We start from the raw sequence: 16,427 nt of genomic DNA on the forward strand, positions 1-16,427 counted from the left end.
CTTCGGGCGGCTTTTGCATTTCATTATTTTAGAGAGAAATTTATTGTGAAAAATGTCTTTTTAATTGCTGCGTTGGTTTCGTTTTCTTCTCAAGCTATTGAAGTTGAGGTAGGCGAAAATATTGAATTTATGGTAGCTAATGGTAAAGAAGTTGGATCATTGATGACACCAGCTAAGACGTTGGATTTACCACAAGGTAAGCATCAATTAGTAGTACGCTACAATGCTTCAGTGAAAGATGGTTCTCGTAATAAGTTTTTCACTTCTCGTCCATACATTTTTGAAGCAGATATTCAGCAAGCAACGGTGATCAATCTTCCTAAAATGAAGCGTTACTCACAAGTTGAGTCTCATTTTCAGAGTGGCCCTAAATGGACGTTTGAATATCAAGATGGGACCTCAGCTCCAGTTTCTTACGATAAGTTAGTGGGTAGCGGCTTTTCTCCATACGGCGATATGGAAGGATTAGTTGCTGAATATAATAAAGAGAGAGGCATTAGCTTTACTAATAATCAGTTTGAAAAGTTAACCGATGTTGCAGTCTCTGTGTCAGATACTGGTGAAGTAAATATTACGGGCGATGCCACGACTCAATTAAAGCTATGGTATACCAAAGCTACAGCAGAAGAGCGTAAAACATTTAAGCTGTGGATGGTTGAGCAAGATATGTAATACCTGCTTCTGTTGATAAGGCGGTTTGAGTGATTCTCAGACCGCTTTTTTATTTGAGGATATTTTTTGTTATACAGTTTGCTATTTCTATATCACATTATAGGATTCATGCTTGCAGGCTGTTACATCGGAAGCTAAAATTCACCTGTCTTCTCACTGCCAATAAATGATAACTTTATGAAATTTCCAGGCCAACGTAAGTCTAAGCATTACTTCCCTGTTCACGCCCGCGATCCATTAGTCAGCCAAGCTCAAGAAACTAAAAAAATGACTCGTACTCACATAGTCGGTATTGATCAAACATTGGTTGATATTGAAGCAAAAGTGAGCGATGAGTTTTTAGAAAAATACGAGCTAAGTAAAGGGCATTCATTAGTTATTGATAATGATAAAGCTGAAGCGCTTTATAATGAGTTAAAAGAGAATGATTTAATTACCAATGAGTTCGCTGGCGGCACTATTGGTAATACATTACACAACTATTCAGCTTTGGCTGACGACAAATCAACGTTATTGGGTGTAATGAGTAAAGATATTCAAATTGGCAGCTACTCTTATCGTTACTTATGTAATACATCCAGTCGTATGGATTTGAATTATCTTCAGCCTGTTGAGGGTGCCATTGGGCGCTGCTTTGCGTTAATCAGTGAAAATGGTGAGCGTTCATTTGCAATCAGTGAAGGGCAAATGAACCAACTGCGTGCAGAAAGTATTCCTGAATCTATTTTTGAAAATGCCTCTGCATTGGTTTTAACGGCTTATTTAGTACGTTGCAAAGATGGTGACCCAATGCCGGAAGCAACAATGAAGGCCATCGAATATGCTAAAAAGTATGATGTGCCAGTTGTTTTAACTTTAGGTACTAAGTTTGTTATTCAAGATGACCCTCAATACTGGCGTGATTTTTTAAGTGAGCACGTTACGGTTGTGGCGATGAATGAAGAGGAAGGCGAAGCGTTAACGGGAGAACATGACCCTCTATTAGCTTCAGACAAAGCGCTTGATTGGGTAGATTTAGTACTATGTACCGCTGGCCCTGTTGGTTTATATATGGCGGGTTATACAGAAGGTAGCTCAAAACGTGAGACCAGCTTACCGCTGCTGCCTGGTGCAATTGCGGAGTTTAATCGCTATGAGTTTAGTCGCCCTGCAACGAAGTCTCAGTGTGAAGACCCGATTAAAGTATATTCTCATATAGCGCCATATATGGGTGGACCAGAGAAAATTAAAAATACAAATGGTGCTGGAGATGGTGCCTTGTCTGCTTTATTACATGATATGTCTGCAAATCGATATCATCGTGATAATGTTCCAAATTCTAGCAAGCATCAGCACCCATATTTAACGTACTCTTCTTTCTCTCAAGTATGTAAGTATTCAAACCGAGTAAGCTTTGAGGTATTAGCCCAGCATTCTCCTCGTTTATCTCGTGGGTTGCCTGAACGTGAAGATAGCCTAGAAGAAGCGTACTGGGAAAGATAAATTAGGCATCATTCGTTATTGTTAAAATGAGCACTGAGCTAGTCATAGCTCAGTGCTATTTTTTTCCCTATTTTATGACTTTGCTTTTTTATGCTTAGCTCGCAACATTGCTTTTTTTCTCCTACTCTTAGGCTATCACACTCCATAATTAGGTGATTGATATGGATATTATCCCAGTAATTATGGCTGGCGGCTGCGGTAGCCGTCTATGGCCACTTTCCCGTACTTTGCATCCCAAACAACTTTTAAAACTCACGAGTGATTATTCATTATTACAAGAAACTGTACGTCGCTTAGAAGGATTAACCACGATCAAGCCTTTGGTTATTTGTAACGAAGAACACCGATTTGTTGTTGCGGAGCAGCTTCGAGAATTAGATCAACTTGGTACGATTATATTAGAGCCAGTTGGTCGAAATACAGCACCAGCGATCGCCTTAGCTGCTATTGAAGTACTTAAAAATGAAAATCCAGATGCATTAATTTTAGTGTTAGCAGCTGATCATGTAATCGAGAAAACAAGTGTTTTTCAGCAGGTTGTGAGAGCTGCTTCAGCAAGAGCTAAAGCTAATGATTTAGTGACATTCGGTATTCTTCCTGATCATCCTGAAACGGGTTATGGCTATATCCGCCGTGGTTCCCCATTATCTGATGCTGGATTTGAGGTGGCTGAATTTGTTGAAAAGCCCGACTTATACCAAGCACAACATTATATTGAGAGTGGCGATTATTTTTGGAATAGCGGCATGTTTCTGTTTAAACCTAAACGTTATTTGGAAGAGCTTGAAAAATTTCGACCTGATATTTTACGAGCATGTCAAAAAGCGATGGAAGCAGTGCAGCTAGATTTAGACTTTATTCGTATTGATCGTGATGCTTTTTGTCAGTGCCCAGATGACTCTATTGATTATGCTGTTATGGAAAATACAGATTCAGCAACTGTGATGCCAATGGGGGCTGGCTGGAGTGACGTTGGTTCTTGGTCGGCATTGTGGGAAGTTAGTGAGAAAGATGAACTGGGTAATACCTTGAAGGGTGACGTGATAACACATGGAACTCAAAACTCTTATATCAATACTCAAGATAAGTTAGTGGCAACAGTAGGGCTTGATAACATTGTTGTTGTTGAAACGAAAGATGCGGTGTTAGTTGCTCATAAAGATAAAGTCCAAGATATTAAAAAAATTGTAGAAGAATTGAAGTCTCAAGGCCGTAATGAGGTGGATCTTCACCGTGAAGTCTATCGACCTTGGGGTAAATATGATTCCATTGATACGGGAAGTCGCCATCAAGTTAAGCATATAACGGTTAAACCCGGTGAAAAGCTTTCTATTCAAATGCATCACCATCGTGCTGAACATTGGATTGTCGTGTCTGGCACTGCAAAGGTGACAAAAGGCAAAGAAGTATTTCTGCTCACTGAGAATGAATCAACTTATATTCCTGTTGGTGAAAGGCATGCATTAGAAAACCCTGGGAAAGTACCACTTGACCTAATAGAGGTTCAATCTGGTTCTTATTTAGGTGAGGATGATATTGTTCGCTTTGAAGATAGATACGGACGAATAAAATAAAGTTTCGGCGACATTTTTTGATTATTTTAAAAATAAAGGGATTTGCATGGAAAGGCTGACTTGCTTTAAGGCTTATGATATTCGAGGAAAGTTAGGGGATGAGTTAAACGATGATATCGCTTATCGAGTAGGTCGTGCGTTTGGTCAAGTACTCTTTTGTTCTGGAATGCAGAGTCAAAGCGTGGTGGTTGGGGGCGATGTCCGTTTAACCTTTGAGTCTCTTAAAATGTCTCTAGCAGCAGGTTTGATGGACTCAGGTATCAATGTTATTGATATAGTTATGGTTGTTGGAACAGAAGAAGTTTATTTTGCGACTAAATATTTAAAAGTATCGAGTGGGGTGGAAGTGACCGCAAGCCATAATCCACTAGATTATAACGGTATGAAATTGGTGTGTGAAGATGCGAAACCTGTCAGTGGGACAGCGGCGATTTAACTTACGAAATTCTAGCTATATTACGAAGTAATTAGTATTAGGTTTATAGTGAGAATTACTGCTATGTGGCCCGAAGCTGAAAGTTTTCTATACATATCTATAATATCCCTAAAACTCTTGTGTTTAATTGAAGTTGATGACTGAGGTCATACTCGGGTAATTTGGATTACGAGCAAAACGAAAATGCAACTGATAGAGCATTGTGGCTATTATCGTTATTCAATAATAAAGATTGATATATTGCAATTGTGATATGTTCTAGGTGTATTGATACATTAAATAGTGATACATGTAGTACTTTTGTTGTTTTAATAGGTCTTGTTATCTGAGGCAAAGTGAATTTTAGGTTTTTAATGCCTACAATTTTGGTTCATTTTTTGATATTTCAGAATAGAGTATGGCTAGTATTTGAGTAGGGTGTAACCACTTTCGATAGTATATATTTTGACTCTTATGAGCCCACTTTTATCTCTTTGAATTCTTATTAATGACAGTGAAGTATGGTTTTTAAGACATTAGGTGAAGGTATAGTACGTAGTAATTCGTGTTATTACAGGTAATTTAATTATGAAACCACGTCATTAAAGGGGGAATAAATATTATATTAATATTTGAACTTTATTGTGGGTTTATAATCCAAGGGTGGCTTATATGTAATTTGTAAATTATTCTTTTGTTAGCTTGTTATGTGAGGAGATGGTTGGGTGTGGCTAAAGGCGGTGTGGTATGTTCTTATTACTAAAATAAAAAGCCCCAAAAAGGGGCTTTGTTGGATAAAGTAGAGAATTAAATTTCGAATTCTTCTAGCTTTTTACCTTGGTCTAATTGTGCTTGTAGTGCAGATGGAGTACGGCCTTGGCCTGTCCATGTTTTCTCATCGCCATTGTGGTCGGTAAACTTATATTTAGCAGGGCGAGGAGCACGTTTAGATTTAGGTTTAGATTGCTTAGAAAGAGCAGCAAGTAGCTCTTCCGGATCAATACCATCTTGTTCTAGCATTTCACGATATTGAGCAAGTTTCTGCTCACGTTCTGCATTTTTTGCTTTTTCTTCTGCTTCTGTTTCTTGACGTTCAGTAACAACAGTTTGTAATTTTTCTAAGCTTTCTTCTAGCTGCTCAAGTGTCATTTCACGAGCTAAAGCACGTAGACTACGAAGATTAAGAAGTGTTTTAATCGTATCAGACATTTCTATTTCCCAAATTAATTACTTTACTTGCTAATTTTAGCAGTAATAGAACATTGATGACAATCAAATAAATTCATTGATTTGATTATTCTAGCTAATAATAAATACATTTTTACAAAATTGAGGTTTATTTTAGATTGTTTTAGTCGAGTCCTAATATATTAATTTGAAAATTATTGGTGTTTTTTAAGTGTAATCAAACTGTCTTATGCGCATGAATGAATTCAAACTGATGAATAATGAAGCATAGCACTTCTGGTGCGCATTAATATTCTGAATGGATTTTATATGCAATTTAGATTCACTACGTTTTAGCTGAAGAGGGGAGCTATTCACCAGAAATGGGAATTATTTTGTTGCTTGATGTTGCAAATATGTTCCATATCCGTAGAATAGCGTCCACCTTAATTAGACTCATTGAGTCTAGGTGTAGAGGTGCACTGTCTATCAGTAACGTATTTTAGGGTGATGCCGATTATAATACATGAAAGGAGCCAGTGCCGAAGTTGATGAGGATTATCTGTCCTGTCAGCTGGGGTTATATCCGAATAGGTATAACACTGCCATAGTCTTATTTTGTTGTTAAACTATGGAGCGCTACTGTGGGGTTAGAATACAATTTAATTGTTATTCTTTCGCTTATCTACAAACGGGTAACCGTGTCTACAGTAGATCTCCAACCAGAAAATGGTTGTTGAAGATCATGAATTTAGCTGATTTCTCTCATTCTGCTTTATCTATATTACCTCCGTTAGTAGCCCTAGGGCTCGCTATTGTTACTCGTCGAGTTCTTATTTCTTTAGGGGTCGGTATTCTGCTTGGTGCAATGCTATTAGCTGATTATTCTGTTGCTGGTGCAGCAGGGTATATTGGCAGCACTGTTAAAGGCGTATTTATTGATGACGGTTCAATAAATACTTGGAATATGAGTATTGTTACTTTCTTAGTATTACTTGGCATGATGACAGCACTGCTGACTCTATCTGGTGGTACTCGAGCATTTGCTGAGTGGGCACAAAGCCGAATTAAAAGCAAACGTGGTGCAAAATTATTAGCCGCCTTTTTAGGGGTATTCATCTTTGTTGATGATTATTTTAATAGCCTGGCGGTAGGCTCTATTTCTCGCCCAGTAACTGACCGCTTCTATGTATCTCGTGCGAAATTGGCATATGTTTTAGATTCAACTGCTGCACCTATGTGTGTATTAATGCCTGCTTCTAGCTGGGGTGCATACATTATTACGTTAATTGGCGGTATTTTAGTCACACATGGTGTTACTGAATACTCTGCATTAGGTGCATTTATTCGTTTAGCACCGATGAACTTCTATGCTGTATTTGCATTATTAATGGTGTTTGCCGTTGCTTGGTTCCAGCTTGATGTTGGCTTAATGAGAAAGCATGAAGTTGCTGCTTCAAAAGGTCGTGGTTTTGAGAATAAAGCCTCTGATGATGAATCTGAAGCTCGCGATTTAAATGATGAACTAGATATTGTTGAGAGTGAGCACGGTCGAGTATCTGACCTTATCTTTCCTATTGTGACGCTGATTGTCGCAACAGTATCATTTATGATTTACACCGGTAGTCAGGCTTTGGTCGCTGATGGTAAACCATTTAATATTCTTGGTGCATTTGAAAATACAGATGTGGGCATGTCACTTTGTTACGGCGGCTTAATTGGTTTATTAAGTTCGATCGTTACCGTACTTCGCCAAAAAATTCCAGCAAGCGATATTTTAGCCACCATGTGGATTGGTGCTAAATCGATGTTTGGTGCAATCTTGATTCTATTATTTGCTTGGTCTATTGGTTCTGTTATCGGTGACATGCAAACGGGTAAATACCTTTCTTCAATGGTGGAAGGCAGTATTAATCCTCATTGGTTGCCTGTTATTCTGTTTTTGTTATCTGGCCTGATGGCGTTTTCTACAGGTACATCATGGGGTACGTTTGGAATCATGTTGCCTATCGCTGGTGATATGGCTGCGGCTACAGATATTGCTTTAATGCTTCCTATGCTTGGTGCTGTACTTGCTGGTTCTGTATTTGGTGATCACTGTTCTCCAATTTCAGATACAACGATTCTATCTTCAACAGGTGCACGCTGTAATCATATTGATCATGTATCCACACAGCTTCCATACGCATTATCAGTTGCGCTTGTATCGTGTGTTGGTTTTATCTCGCTAGGTTATACTGCTTCTTTAGCGGTATCGTTCTTGGCAGCAACAGCGACATTCATTATTGTGTGTGGTGCGATGTTTTGGGTATCGCGCTGTAAAATGGAAACAGCGAGTAACTAAGTTGTTTCTAACTTTATAAATATTAAGGGCTGGCAGGTTGTCAGCCCTTTTTCTTTATGACTTCACCTTGCTTGCCTCTTGCCTTTTCTGTAGCATCTCGGCCTGTTTTTATACCTATAATTTTCGGGGAATTGGCTGTGGCTCAAATGTACTTTTATTACTCTGCAATGAATGCGGGTAAATCAACCACCTTGTTGCAATCTTCCTTTAATTACCAAGAACGTGGTATGACTCCGCTGATTTTTACTGCGGCTATTGATACACGCTATGGGGCTGGTAAAGTGAGCTCTCGTATTGGTTTAGAGGCGGATGCTCAGCTATTTTCACCAGAGTGTGATTTATTTGATGACATTACTCGGTTATCTGAGCAGCAGAAAATCGACTGTGTGCTGATTGATGAATGCCAATTCTTAACAAAAGCACAGGTTTATCAATTAACGGAAGTTGTCGATAAGCTGAATGTACCTGTTTTGTGTTATGGACTACGTACTGATTTCTTAGGGGAATTGTTTGAAGGTAGTAAATATTTATTGTCGTGGGCGGATAAATTGGTTGAGTTGAAAACCATCTGTCATTGCGGCCGTAAGGCGAATATGGTGATTCGAACGAATGAAGATGGCGTGGCGATTGCGGATGGTGATCAAGTTGCTATCGGCGGTAATGAGCTTTATGTGTCAGTATGCCGTTTACATTACAAAGAAGCTCTAGGAAAATAATTCAGCTAGCTTCACCCTAACTTCTTTTCAAGGCTGGTATTACACTGGCCTTTTTCATATAAAACACTCCGTTAGAGTTCTGCTCGTTTTTTGCTCAAGTTTTTTCTTCTTACGTCGATATAGTAATTGAGAGATGAGGCTATCGTGGAGGTTTCCATGAACTGGTTTAATAATATTGATATGAGGATGCCTACTCACATTCACAAGTTGAAAAAAATGCGGCGATTAAATGATCGGCGTCATCAGCGTGTTGATTTAGAAGGTAAAGATGAATCTAAAGAGAGGGAAGCCGAGCACAATTCGCGACGGCGAGGGTTATTAGATATTTACGTTTGAGGCTTTGAGGTGCGAAATCTTAAAAGAAGAGCTATCAGTATGGGTGGCTCTTTTTCTTTATTTGACTATACAAATTCCTTCCTTCTTTATAGATCTTTACTTAGCAAAAACAATCACTTCTTTAGTTAAAAACACACATTTAACTTTTTTTTCATTTCCTTCATTTTTTTGTTGAAAAAGAGAACTAGCTTAGTTAGTGTGAATGGCAAGCCAATAAAGAAACTGTTTATCCAGAGAGAAATAAATTATGCGTATTCAAGGTATGAATCTTCATCATCATCACCATCCTGAGTAGTCTTTCGGGAGGATACGTATCATCCGGAAGGCACTTTAAGAGCACTTCCGATGGATTAGTAAGAATATAGAATTCAGACCCTCGGAAGCTAAAACTTCCGAGGGTTTTTTCGTTTTAGTTCAATCAGTTTTTTGTATAAGAATTTAAAAATCGCACAGGGATAATGCAATGCAAACACAACGACTAAGAATCGCAATTCAGAAAAAAGGCCGTTTAAGTAAAGAGTGCCAGAATTTATTTAAAAGCTGTGGAATGAAATTCAATATCGCGGGTGAACGCTTAGTTGTTCATTCTGAAAATATGCCCATTGATTTACTACTGGTACGTGATGACGATATTCCTGGTTTGATTATGGATGGTGTGGTTGATTTAGGTGTGATTGGGGAAAATGAATTAGAAGAAGTTAGCCTAGATCGCCAAGCGCTAGGTGAGCCGAATGAATATGTTCAATTGCGTCGTCTTGATTTTGGTGGTTGCCGGTTGTCTATCGCCATTGATAAGGATGAAGAGTACAACGGTCCACAGGACTTAGCTGGAAAACGTATTGCGACGACGTACCCTCAGCTTGTAAAGCGCTATATGGATGAGCAAGGTGTCAATTTTAGCACTTGTATGCTGAATGGCTCGGTTGAGGTGGCACCAAGAGCGGGCCTTGCTGATGCCATTTGTGACCTAGTGTCAACAGGCGCTACGCTGGAAGCGAATGGTTTGAAAGAAGCTGAAGTGATTTTCCGCTCCAAAGCGACATTAATTCAGCGTACGGGTGAATTTGATGCTGATAAAGCGGCCTTGATTGAAAAGCTGTTAACACGCATGCAAGGTGTGATTCAGGCAAAAGAGTCCAAATACATTATGCTGCATGCGCCAACGGAACAATTAGAGCAAATTGTCGCGTTATTACCTGGAGCTGAAGATCCTACCGTACTTCCTTTAGCTCACGAGAAAAATCGTGTGGCGGTTCACCTAGTGAGTACGGAAAACTTATTCTGGGAAACCATGGAGCAGCTAAAAGAGTTGGGTGCAAGCTCTATTCTTGTGCTTCCTATTGAAAAAATGTTGGGGTAATCGCTATGAAAACAGTGGTATGGCAGTCTCTTAGTGACTACCAACAAGACTCGATTTTACAGCGCCCAGCTATCTCCGAAGGGGCAAACATTACGGCTGCGGTGACGGATGTTATTACTAAAGTACGCAGCGAAGGTGATACGGCACTTTTTGAATTAACAGAGAAATTTGATGGTGTAAAACCTGAATCGATCAAAGTTTCTTCGGCGGATATTGATGCGGCGTGTGAGCGTTTATCCGACAAAATGAAAGAAGCGTTGGAACAGGCTTACAAAAATATTTCTGTTTTTCATAAGGCCCAAAAGCCTCAGCCACTACGTGTTGAAACTCAGCCTGGTGTGGTTTGTGAGCAAGTCACACGCCCGATTAATAACGTTGGTTTGTACATTCCTGGCGGCAGTGCACCATTACCTTCAACGGTATTAATGTTAGGTGTGCCAGCTCAAATTGCAGGTTGTCGTAAAGTGGTGCTGTGCTCTCCACCACCGATTGCGGATGAAATTTTATACGTTGCTAAATTATGTAACATTGATGAAGTGTATAATGTTGGTGGCGGTCAAGCTGTTGCTGCTATGGCCTATGGTACTGAGTCAGTAAAAAAAGTAGATAAGATTTTTGGTCCGGGTAATGCGTACGTAACTGAAGCAAAGCGTCAGGTCAGTAATGACTTTCGTGGTGCAGCAATTGATATGCCAGCAGGCCCGTCTGAGGTTTTAGTCATTGCGGACGACAGTGCCGATCCCGATTTTGTTGCGGCGGATTTATTGAGCCAAGCAGAGCACGGCCCAGATTCTCAAGTTGTTTTGGTGACACCATCGCCAATTCTAGCGGATCAAGTGGCAGATGCAGTTCAAAAGCAGCTCAAAGAGCTATCGCGTGCCGATATTGCACAAAAAGCGCTTGGAGCCAGTTTACTGATTATTGCTGACTCTCTGACGCAATGTGTTTCTATTTCAAATTATTACGGACCTGAGCACTTAATTGTCCAAACGAAGAACCCGAGAGAGTTATTGCCGTTGTTAGATAACGCAGGCTCTATTTTCTTAGGTGATTGGTCGCCGGAGTCGGTAGGGGACTATGCATCAGGAACGAATCACGTTCTTCCTACTTACGGTTATACACGTACTTACTCCAGTCTTGGATTGGCTGATTTTTCGAAACGAATGACAGTACAAGAGCTTTCTGTTGATGGCTTAAAAAGCCTAGCGCCAACAGTGGTGACGATGGCGGAAGCAGAAGGGCTTGATGCGCACAAACGAGCTGTGACGATCCGTGTCGAGAAGCTGGCTGATAAAGCATAAGGAAAAGTCATGGAAAAATTAGCTCGAAAGCAAGTTCAAACGTTAACACCTTATCAATCAGCCCGTAAACTCGGTGGCGCGGGAGATGTATGGCTGAATGCCAATGAATCCCCGTTTAACAATGAGTACAAAACAGAATTTGGACGTTTAAACCGATACAGTGAATGTCAACCAGTGGAGCTAGTGCAAACTTATGCGCAATACGCTGGTGTAAAACCAGAACAAGTACTGACTTCTCGTGGTGCTGATGAAGGTATTGAGTTGCTCATACGCGCATTTTGTGAGCCAAATGAAGATGCTATTTTGTTTTGCCCACCAACGTATGGAATGTACGCGATTAGTGCGGAAACTTTTGGTGTGGAAAGAAAAACCGTTCCCTTAACAGCAGAATGGCAATTGGATTTACCAGAGATTGAGCGCAATTTAGACTCGGTCAAATTGGTGTTTGTATGTAGCCCGAATAACCCAACGGGTAACCTTATCAAGCGTGAAGACATTGTTTCTCTTCTTGAAATGACGGCAGATAAAGCCATTGTGGTGATGGATGAGGCATACATTGACTTTTGTCCTGAAGCGACCACCACAGATTTATTAGAACAGTACCCTAACTTAGCGATTCTTCGTACGTTATCTAAAGCATTTGCTCTTGCTGGTCTGCGTTGTGGTTTTACGATTGCTAATGCTGACATTATAAATGTCTTACTCAAAGTGATTGCGCCATACCCTGTTCCTGCCCCTGTTACCGACATAGCCACTCAGGCGTTGTCTGAAGCGGGTTTAGCTCGAATGAAGTATCAGGTACTTGATCTCAGTGCTAACCGTGCTTATTTGCAAGCAGGATTAAGCATGCTTGATGGTGTCACGGTGTTTGAGGGGTGGGGTAACTACCTGTTGGTTAAATTCCCTAACGCTGAAGCCTTGTTCGAAGCCTTGTGGGATAACGGTATTATTTTGCGTCGTTCGCCAGTACAAGACTGTATTCGAATTAGTGTAGGTAACCGAGAAGAGTGCGAAAAAACATTGTCGTTTATTCGTAATCAATTAGCTCAATTTGCTGCTTAATGAGTAAGTAAGCCAAGCTGTAAATTATAAGGATGTCGTTGTGAGCAGTAATAAACAAAAGATTTTATTTATCGATCGTGATGGGACATTGATCGTTGAACCGCCTGTTGATTTTCAAGTCGATCGCTTAGACAAGCTTAAGCTAGAACCTTTGGTGATCCCTAGTTTATTAACATTACAAGATGCTGGCTATCGCTTAGTTATGGTAACCAACCAAGATGGTCTTGGCACTGATTCGTACCCACAAGATGAATTTGATGCACCGCATAATATGATGATGGAGATCTTTGAATCTCAAGGCGTTAAATTTGATGATGTTTTAATTTGCCCGCACTTTGACGAGGACGGTTGTTCTTGCCGTAAGCCTAAATTGGGAATGGTAAAAGAGTACTTACAAAGTGGTAGGGTCGATTTTCAAACGTCAGTTGTTATTGGTGATCGTGTTACGGATCTGCAATTAGCGGAAAACATGGCTATTCGTGGTATTCAATACAACCCAGAAACCATGAATTGGGCGCAAATAGTTAAAGACTTAACCACCAATCCTCGCACCGCCGAAGTTGTGCGAACAACCAAAGAAACCGATATTCGTGTTGCGGTAAATCTTGATGAGTCGGGCGGTAATTCCATTGAGACTGGTCTTGGCTTTTTCGATCATATGTTGGATCAAATTGCGACACACGGCGGTTTTCAGTTGAAGTTAGCAGTGAAAGGGGATCTTCACATTGATGATCACCACACTGTTGAAGATACCGCGTTAGCATTAGGTCAAGCCTTGAAAGATGCTTTAGGAGATAAGCGTGGTATTGGACGGTTTGGTTTTAGCTTGCCGATGGATGAATGCTTAGCCCAGTGTGGGTTGGATTTATCTGGTCGTCCATATTTGAAATTTGATGCGAAGTTTAGTCGTGAGCAGGTTGGTGACTTATCGACAGAAATGGTGGTGCACTTTTTCCGCTCTTTAACAGATACACTGGCTTGTACGCTGCATTTATCTTCTCAAGGCGATAATGATCACCACATTGTAGAAAGTTTATTTAAGGCGTTTGGTCGAACACTACGCCAAGCCATTAAAGTTGATGGAAATGAATTACCAAGCAGTAAAGGAGTACTGTAATGGCTTTGGATCAGCAAACGAATGTTGTGATTATTGATACAGGTTGCGCTAACGTTTCTTCCGTTAAGTTCGCCATTGAGCGTTTAGGGTATGCTGTTGAGATCAGTAAAGAGCCTGCTGTCGTTCTAGCGGCGGATAAGCTGTTTTTACCTGGTGTAGGTACGGCTAGTGAAGCAATGAAAAACCTAGCGCAGCGTGATTTGATCGCTTTAGTAAAGCAAATCGAGAAGCCAGTACTGGGTATTTGTTTAGGTATGCAGTTGCTGGGCCGTGTTTCACAAGAGAAAGGCCAAAGAGCGGATGAATTGGTTGAGTGTTTAGGTTTGTGTGAAGGCGAAGTGAAAAAGCTGGAAACAGGGAGTTTACCTCTACCACACATGGGCTGGAATACAGTGAAACCATCTAATTCCCATCCACTGTTTAAAGACATTCCAGAAGACAGCTATTTTTACTTTGTTCATAGTTTTGGTATGCCAGTTGGGGATTACACCGTGGCTTCGTGTGAGTACGGCCAGCCTTTTACTGCCGCTTTACAGAGTGGTAATTATTTTGGGGTGCAATTCCACCCTGAACGCTCTAGCAAAGCAGGTTCAAAACTAATTCAAAACTTTTTAGAAATGTAACTTACGGTTTGTTAACTAATAGCAATACAGGTTGATAGTTAACAGAAGAAGTCATGATGATAAATATAAAGTGACGTAAAAGGATTTAAAATGATTATCCCAGCACTTGATTTAATCGATGGGCAAGTGGTTCGCCTGTTCCAAGGTGATTATGGCCAAAAGACAGAATACAAAGTTGATCCTGCTGAGCAATTTAACTTATATCATCAAGCAGGAGCAAATTGGTTGCATTTAGTGGATCTGACAGGAGCAAAAGATACCACGGCTCGTCAGCTTCAATTAATCGCTAAGTTACTGGCGAGTACCCCTGCCAATATTCAAATTGGTGGTGGCGTTAGAACTGAGCAAGATGTTATTGATTTATTAGAAGCAGGTGCTCAACGTGTAGTGGTTGGTTCGACAGCCGTTAAACAGCCTGAATTGGTAAAAGGCTGGATGGAAAAATACGGCGCAGAAAAAATTGTATTGGCGTTAGACATTAATATTGATGATCAGGGTGTACGCAACGTAGCGATTTCTGGCTGGCAGGAAGACTCAGGTGTCACAATTGAAGCGCTATTAGAAGATTACTTATCTGTTGGATTAAAGCACGTACTATGCACGGATATCTCACGTGATGGCACGTTAACAGGCTCTAATGTGGAGCTGTATGTTGATTTGTGTAAACAGTACCCACAAGTGCAGTTCCAGTCTTCTGGTGGTATTGGCAGTTTAGCGGATATTGAAGCGTTAAAAGGATCAGGGGTATCAGGTGTGATCGTTGGTCGGGCTTTATTGGATGGAAAGTTTAGTGCAGAGGAGGCATTTGCATGCTGGCAAAGCGAATAATTCCTTGTCTGGACGTTCGTGATGGACAAGTCGTAAAAGGGGTTCAGTTTCGTAACCATGAAATTATTGGTGACATTGTTCCATTAGCTCAACGCTATGCGGAAGAAGGTGCCGATGAGCTGGTCTTTTACGATATTACGGCATCAAGTGATGGTCGTGTGGTAGATAAGAGCTGGGTAGCACGTGTTGCGGAAGTGATTGATATTCCTTTTTGTGTGGCTGGTGGTATTAAATCTGCGGAGGATGCTGCTCGAATTTTAGAGTTTGGTGCAGATAAGGTATCGATTAATTCTCCAGCTCTTGCAAATCCTGAATTGATCACTGAGCTTGCGGATAAGTTCGGTGTTCAGTGCATTGTTGTGGGCATTGACTCTTATTTTGATTCGGAGACTGGTAAATATCAGGTTTATCAGTTTACTGGGGATGAAGAGCGAACTAAGGCAACCAAATGGGAAACCAAAGATTGGGTAAAGGAAGTTCAACAGCGCGGTGCCGGTGAAATTGTATTAAATATGATGAACCAAGATGGTGTGCGTAATGGTTACGATCTCACCCAACTGAATATGGTACGTGAAGTTTGTAATGTGCCTTTGATTGCTTCTGGTGGTGCCGGAGCGATGGCGCATTTTGCCGGTGCATTCCACAACAGCAATGTTGATGGAGCGCTAGCAGCGTCCGTTTTTCATAAACAGGTCATCAATATCGGTGAGTTGAAGCAGTATTTAAAACAACAGCAGGTGGAGGTCCGACTATGAGCAACTTTACAACCTTAACGTCAGTAGATGAATTAACCGCAAGAATTGATTGGGATAAAGTTGATGGTTTAGCACCTGTTGTTGTGCAAGACTTCAATAGTGGTCAAGTGCTCATGATGGGGTACATGAACCCAGAAGCCTTATCAAAAACACTTGAAACTGAGCAGGTTACTTTTTTCTCTCGTACGAAGCAGCGCTTATGGACGAAAGGCGAAACGTCTGGCAACGTGCTCCAACTGCGAAATATTGCTTTAGATTGTGATAATGACACCTTGTTGGTGAAAGTTGAGCCAATTGGCCCGACTTGCCATACAGGTACAACGACGTGTTTCGATGCGGATAAGCAAGAAGAATCCTCTTTGGTGTTCCTTCATCAACTTGAACAATTGTTGGCATCAAGAAAAAATGCAGACTCAGATTCTTCCTATACCGCGAGCCTTTACGCTCGTGGCACCAAGCGTATCTCGCAAAAGGTTGGCGAAGAAGGCGTTGAAGTCGCGCTTGCGGCAACGTCGGGGGATAAAGCGGAGCTAGTGTGTGAATCAGCAGATTTGATGTATCACTTGATTGTATTGTTACAAGATCAAGGTTTATCGCTGAACGATGTGATTAATAAATTGAAAGAAAGACATAAGTAGAAGAGGTTAATAGATAGCAAGGCGAGCGTGCCTTGCT

The 16,427-nt window shown here is 40.7% G+C and carries 14 protein-coding genes, 1 pseudogene, 1 riboswitch and 1 other annotated feature; of the genes and pseudogenes, 14 read left to right on the forward strand and 1 reads right to left on the reverse strand.

All coding sequences use genetic code 11. From position 1 onward, the window contains the following. The first annotated feature begins 45 nt into the window (after window positions 1-45). The 4 genes and pseudogenes from MHO82_RS03740 to MHO82_RS03755 all read left to right on the forward strand — a co-directional run. Entirely contained in the window at window positions 46-672 is a 627-nt protein-coding gene (locus MHO82_RS03740; RefSeq protein ID WP_239182507.1) for a DUF2057 domain-containing protein, read from the forward strand. A 177-nt stretch (window positions 673-849) separates the two neighbouring features. Continuing rightward, window positions 850-2,154: an inosine/guanosine kinase gene (locus MHO82_RS03745; protein ID WP_239182508.1), complete on the forward strand. Its 1,305-nt coding sequence runs from the start codon at window positions 850-852 to the stop codon at window positions 2,152-2,154. 161 nt (window positions 2,155-2,315) lie between these two features. Next, entirely contained in the window at window positions 2,316-3,728 is a 1,413-nt protein-coding gene (locus tag MHO82_RS03750; RefSeq protein ID WP_239182509.1) for a mannose-1-phosphate guanylyltransferase/mannose-6-phosphate isomerase, read from the forward strand. 46 nt (window positions 3,729-3,774) lie between these two features. Further along, a pseudogene (locus MHO82_RS03755) lies at window positions 3,775-4,149 on the forward strand (phosphomannomutase CpsG); the annotation flags it as partial. Window positions 4,150-4,950: 801 nt separating this feature from the next. On the opposite strand, the gene MHO82_RS03760 reads toward MHO82_RS03755, so the two are convergent. Continuing rightward, window positions 4,951-5,352 carry an H-NS family nucleoid-associated regulatory protein gene (locus MHO82_RS03760; RefSeq protein WP_239182510.1) on the reverse strand — a complete coding sequence of 134 codons (402 nt, stop codon included), beginning with the start codon at window positions 5,350-5,352 and terminating at the stop codon, window positions 4,951-4,953. A 422-nt stretch (window positions 5,353-5,774) separates the two neighbouring features. Then, a riboswitch (Lysine riboswitch) is annotated at window positions 5,775-5,960 on the forward strand. 95 nt (window positions 5,961-6,055) lie between these two features. On the opposite strand from MHO82_RS03760, the gene MHO82_RS03765 reads away from it, so the two are divergent. From MHO82_RS03765 to hisIE, 10 genes are all read left to right on the forward strand, one after another. Then, window positions 6,056-7,654: a Na+/H+ antiporter NhaC family protein gene (locus MHO82_RS03765; RefSeq protein ID WP_239182511.1), complete on the forward strand. Its 1,599-nt coding sequence runs from the start codon at window positions 6,056-6,058 to the stop codon at window positions 7,652-7,654. A gap of 137 nt (window positions 7,655-7,791) precedes the next feature. After that, window positions 7,792-8,370 (forward strand): thymidine kinase, encoded by a 579-nt coding sequence (locus tag MHO82_RS03770; RefSeq protein WP_239182512.1) that lies wholly within the window; start codon window positions 7,792-7,794, stop codon window positions 8,368-8,370. A 606-nt stretch (window positions 8,371-8,976) separates the two neighbouring features. Beyond that, window positions 8,977-9,114 (forward strand) — a sequence feature (His leader region). A 55-nt stretch (window positions 9,115-9,169) separates the two neighbouring features. Beyond that, window positions 9,170-10,066 carry an ATP phosphoribosyltransferase gene (hisG, locus tag MHO82_RS03775; protein ID WP_239182513.1) on the forward strand — a complete coding sequence of 299 codons (897 nt, stop codon included), beginning with the start codon at window positions 9,170-9,172 and terminating at the stop codon, window positions 10,064-10,066. A gap of 5 nt (window positions 10,067-10,071) precedes the next feature. Continuing rightward, a complete protein-coding gene (hisD, locus tag MHO82_RS03780) occupies window positions 10,072-11,367 on the forward strand; it encodes a histidinol dehydrogenase (RefSeq protein ID WP_239182514.1) in 1,296 nt (431 codons plus the stop codon). Between the two features lie 9 nt (window positions 11,368-11,376). Next, a complete protein-coding gene (hisC, locus tag MHO82_RS03785) occupies window positions 11,377-12,429 on the forward strand; it encodes a histidinol-phosphate transaminase (RefSeq protein ID WP_239182515.1) in 1,053 nt (350 codons plus the stop codon). Between the two features lie 40 nt (window positions 12,430-12,469). Next, window positions 12,470-13,546, forward strand: a complete 1,077-nt coding sequence (gene hisB / locus MHO82_RS03790; protein WP_239182516.1) for a bifunctional histidinol-phosphatase/imidazoleglycerol-phosphate dehydratase HisB — start codon at window positions 12,470-12,472, stop codon at window positions 13,544-13,546. Then, window positions 13,546-14,169 carry an imidazole glycerol phosphate synthase subunit HisH gene (hisH, locus tag MHO82_RS03795; protein ID WP_239182517.1) on the forward strand — a complete coding sequence of 208 codons (624 nt, stop codon included), beginning with the start codon at window positions 13,546-13,548 and terminating at the stop codon, window positions 14,167-14,169. The genes hisB and hisH overlap by 1 nt, the downstream gene beginning before the upstream one ends. A 90-nt stretch (window positions 14,170-14,259) precedes the next feature. Continuing rightward, window positions 14,260-14,997 carry a 1-(5-phosphoribosyl)-5-[(5-phosphoribosylamino)methylideneamino]imidazole-4-carboxamide isomerase gene (gene hisA / locus MHO82_RS03800; RefSeq protein ID WP_239182518.1) on the forward strand — a complete coding sequence of 246 codons (738 nt, stop codon included), beginning with the start codon at window positions 14,260-14,262 and terminating at the stop codon, window positions 14,995-14,997. Then, on the forward strand, window positions 14,979-15,752 hold the full coding sequence (hisF, locus tag MHO82_RS03805; protein WP_239182519.1) for an imidazole glycerol phosphate synthase subunit HisF: 774 nt from the start codon (window positions 14,979-14,981) through the stop codon (window positions 15,750-15,752). The genes hisA and hisF overlap by 19 nt, the downstream gene beginning before the upstream one ends. After that, entirely contained in the window at window positions 15,749-16,390 is a 642-nt protein-coding gene (hisIE, locus tag MHO82_RS03810) for a bifunctional phosphoribosyl-AMP cyclohydrolase/phosphoribosyl-ATP diphosphatase HisIE (RefSeq protein ID WP_239182520.1), read from the forward strand. The genes hisF and hisIE overlap by 4 nt, the downstream gene beginning before the upstream one ends. Window positions 16,391-16,427: the final 37 nt, after the last annotated feature.

The sequence above is a fragment of the Vibrio sp. Of7-15 genome (assembly GCF_022347565.1).
In the GTDB taxonomy this organism is placed as follows: Bacteria; Pseudomonadota; Gammaproteobacteria; order Enterobacterales; family Vibrionaceae; genus NORP241.

What these genes read in the sequence shown, in the direction of transcription:
- hisIE (WP_239182520.1), top strand. Translation starts at nt 15,749, where the DNA reads ATGAGCAACTTTACAACCTTAACGTCAGTAGATGAATTAACCGCAAGA.
- hisC (WP_239182515.1), top strand. Translation starts at nt 11,377, where the DNA reads ATGGAAAAATTAGCTCGAAAGCAAGTTCAAACGTTAACACCTTATCAA.
- hisH (WP_239182517.1), top strand. Translation starts at nt 13,546, where the DNA reads ATGGCTTTGGATCAGCAAACGAATGTTGTGATTATTGATACAGGTTGC.
- MHO82_RS03760 (WP_239182510.1), bottom strand. Translation starts at nt 5,352, where the DNA reads ATGTCTGATACGATTAAAACACTTCTTAATCTTCGTAGTCTACGTGCT.
- MHO82_RS03750 (WP_239182509.1), top strand. Translation starts at nt 2,316, where the DNA reads ATGGATATTATCCCAGTAATTATGGCTGGCGGCTGCGGTAGCCGTCTA.
- MHO82_RS03745 (WP_239182508.1), top strand. Translation starts at nt 850, where the DNA reads ATGAAATTTCCAGGCCAACGTAAGTCTAAGCATTACTTCCCTGTTCAC.
- hisA (WP_239182518.1), top strand. Translation starts at nt 14,260, where the DNA reads ATGATTATCCCAGCACTTGATTTAATCGATGGGCAAGTGGTTCGCCTG.
- MHO82_RS03765 (WP_239182511.1), top strand. Translation starts at nt 6,056, where the DNA reads ATGAATTTAGCTGATTTCTCTCATTCTGCTTTATCTATATTACCTCCG.
- hisF (WP_239182519.1), top strand. Translation starts at nt 14,979, where the DNA reads ATGCTGGCAAAGCGAATAATTCCTTGTCTGGACGTTCGTGATGGACAA.
- hisG (WP_239182513.1), top strand. Translation starts at nt 9,170, where the DNA reads ATGCAAACACAACGACTAAGAATCGCAATTCAGAAAAAAGGCCGTTTA.
- hisD (WP_239182514.1), top strand. Translation starts at nt 10,072, where the DNA reads ATGAAAACAGTGGTATGGCAGTCTCTTAGTGACTACCAACAAGACTCG.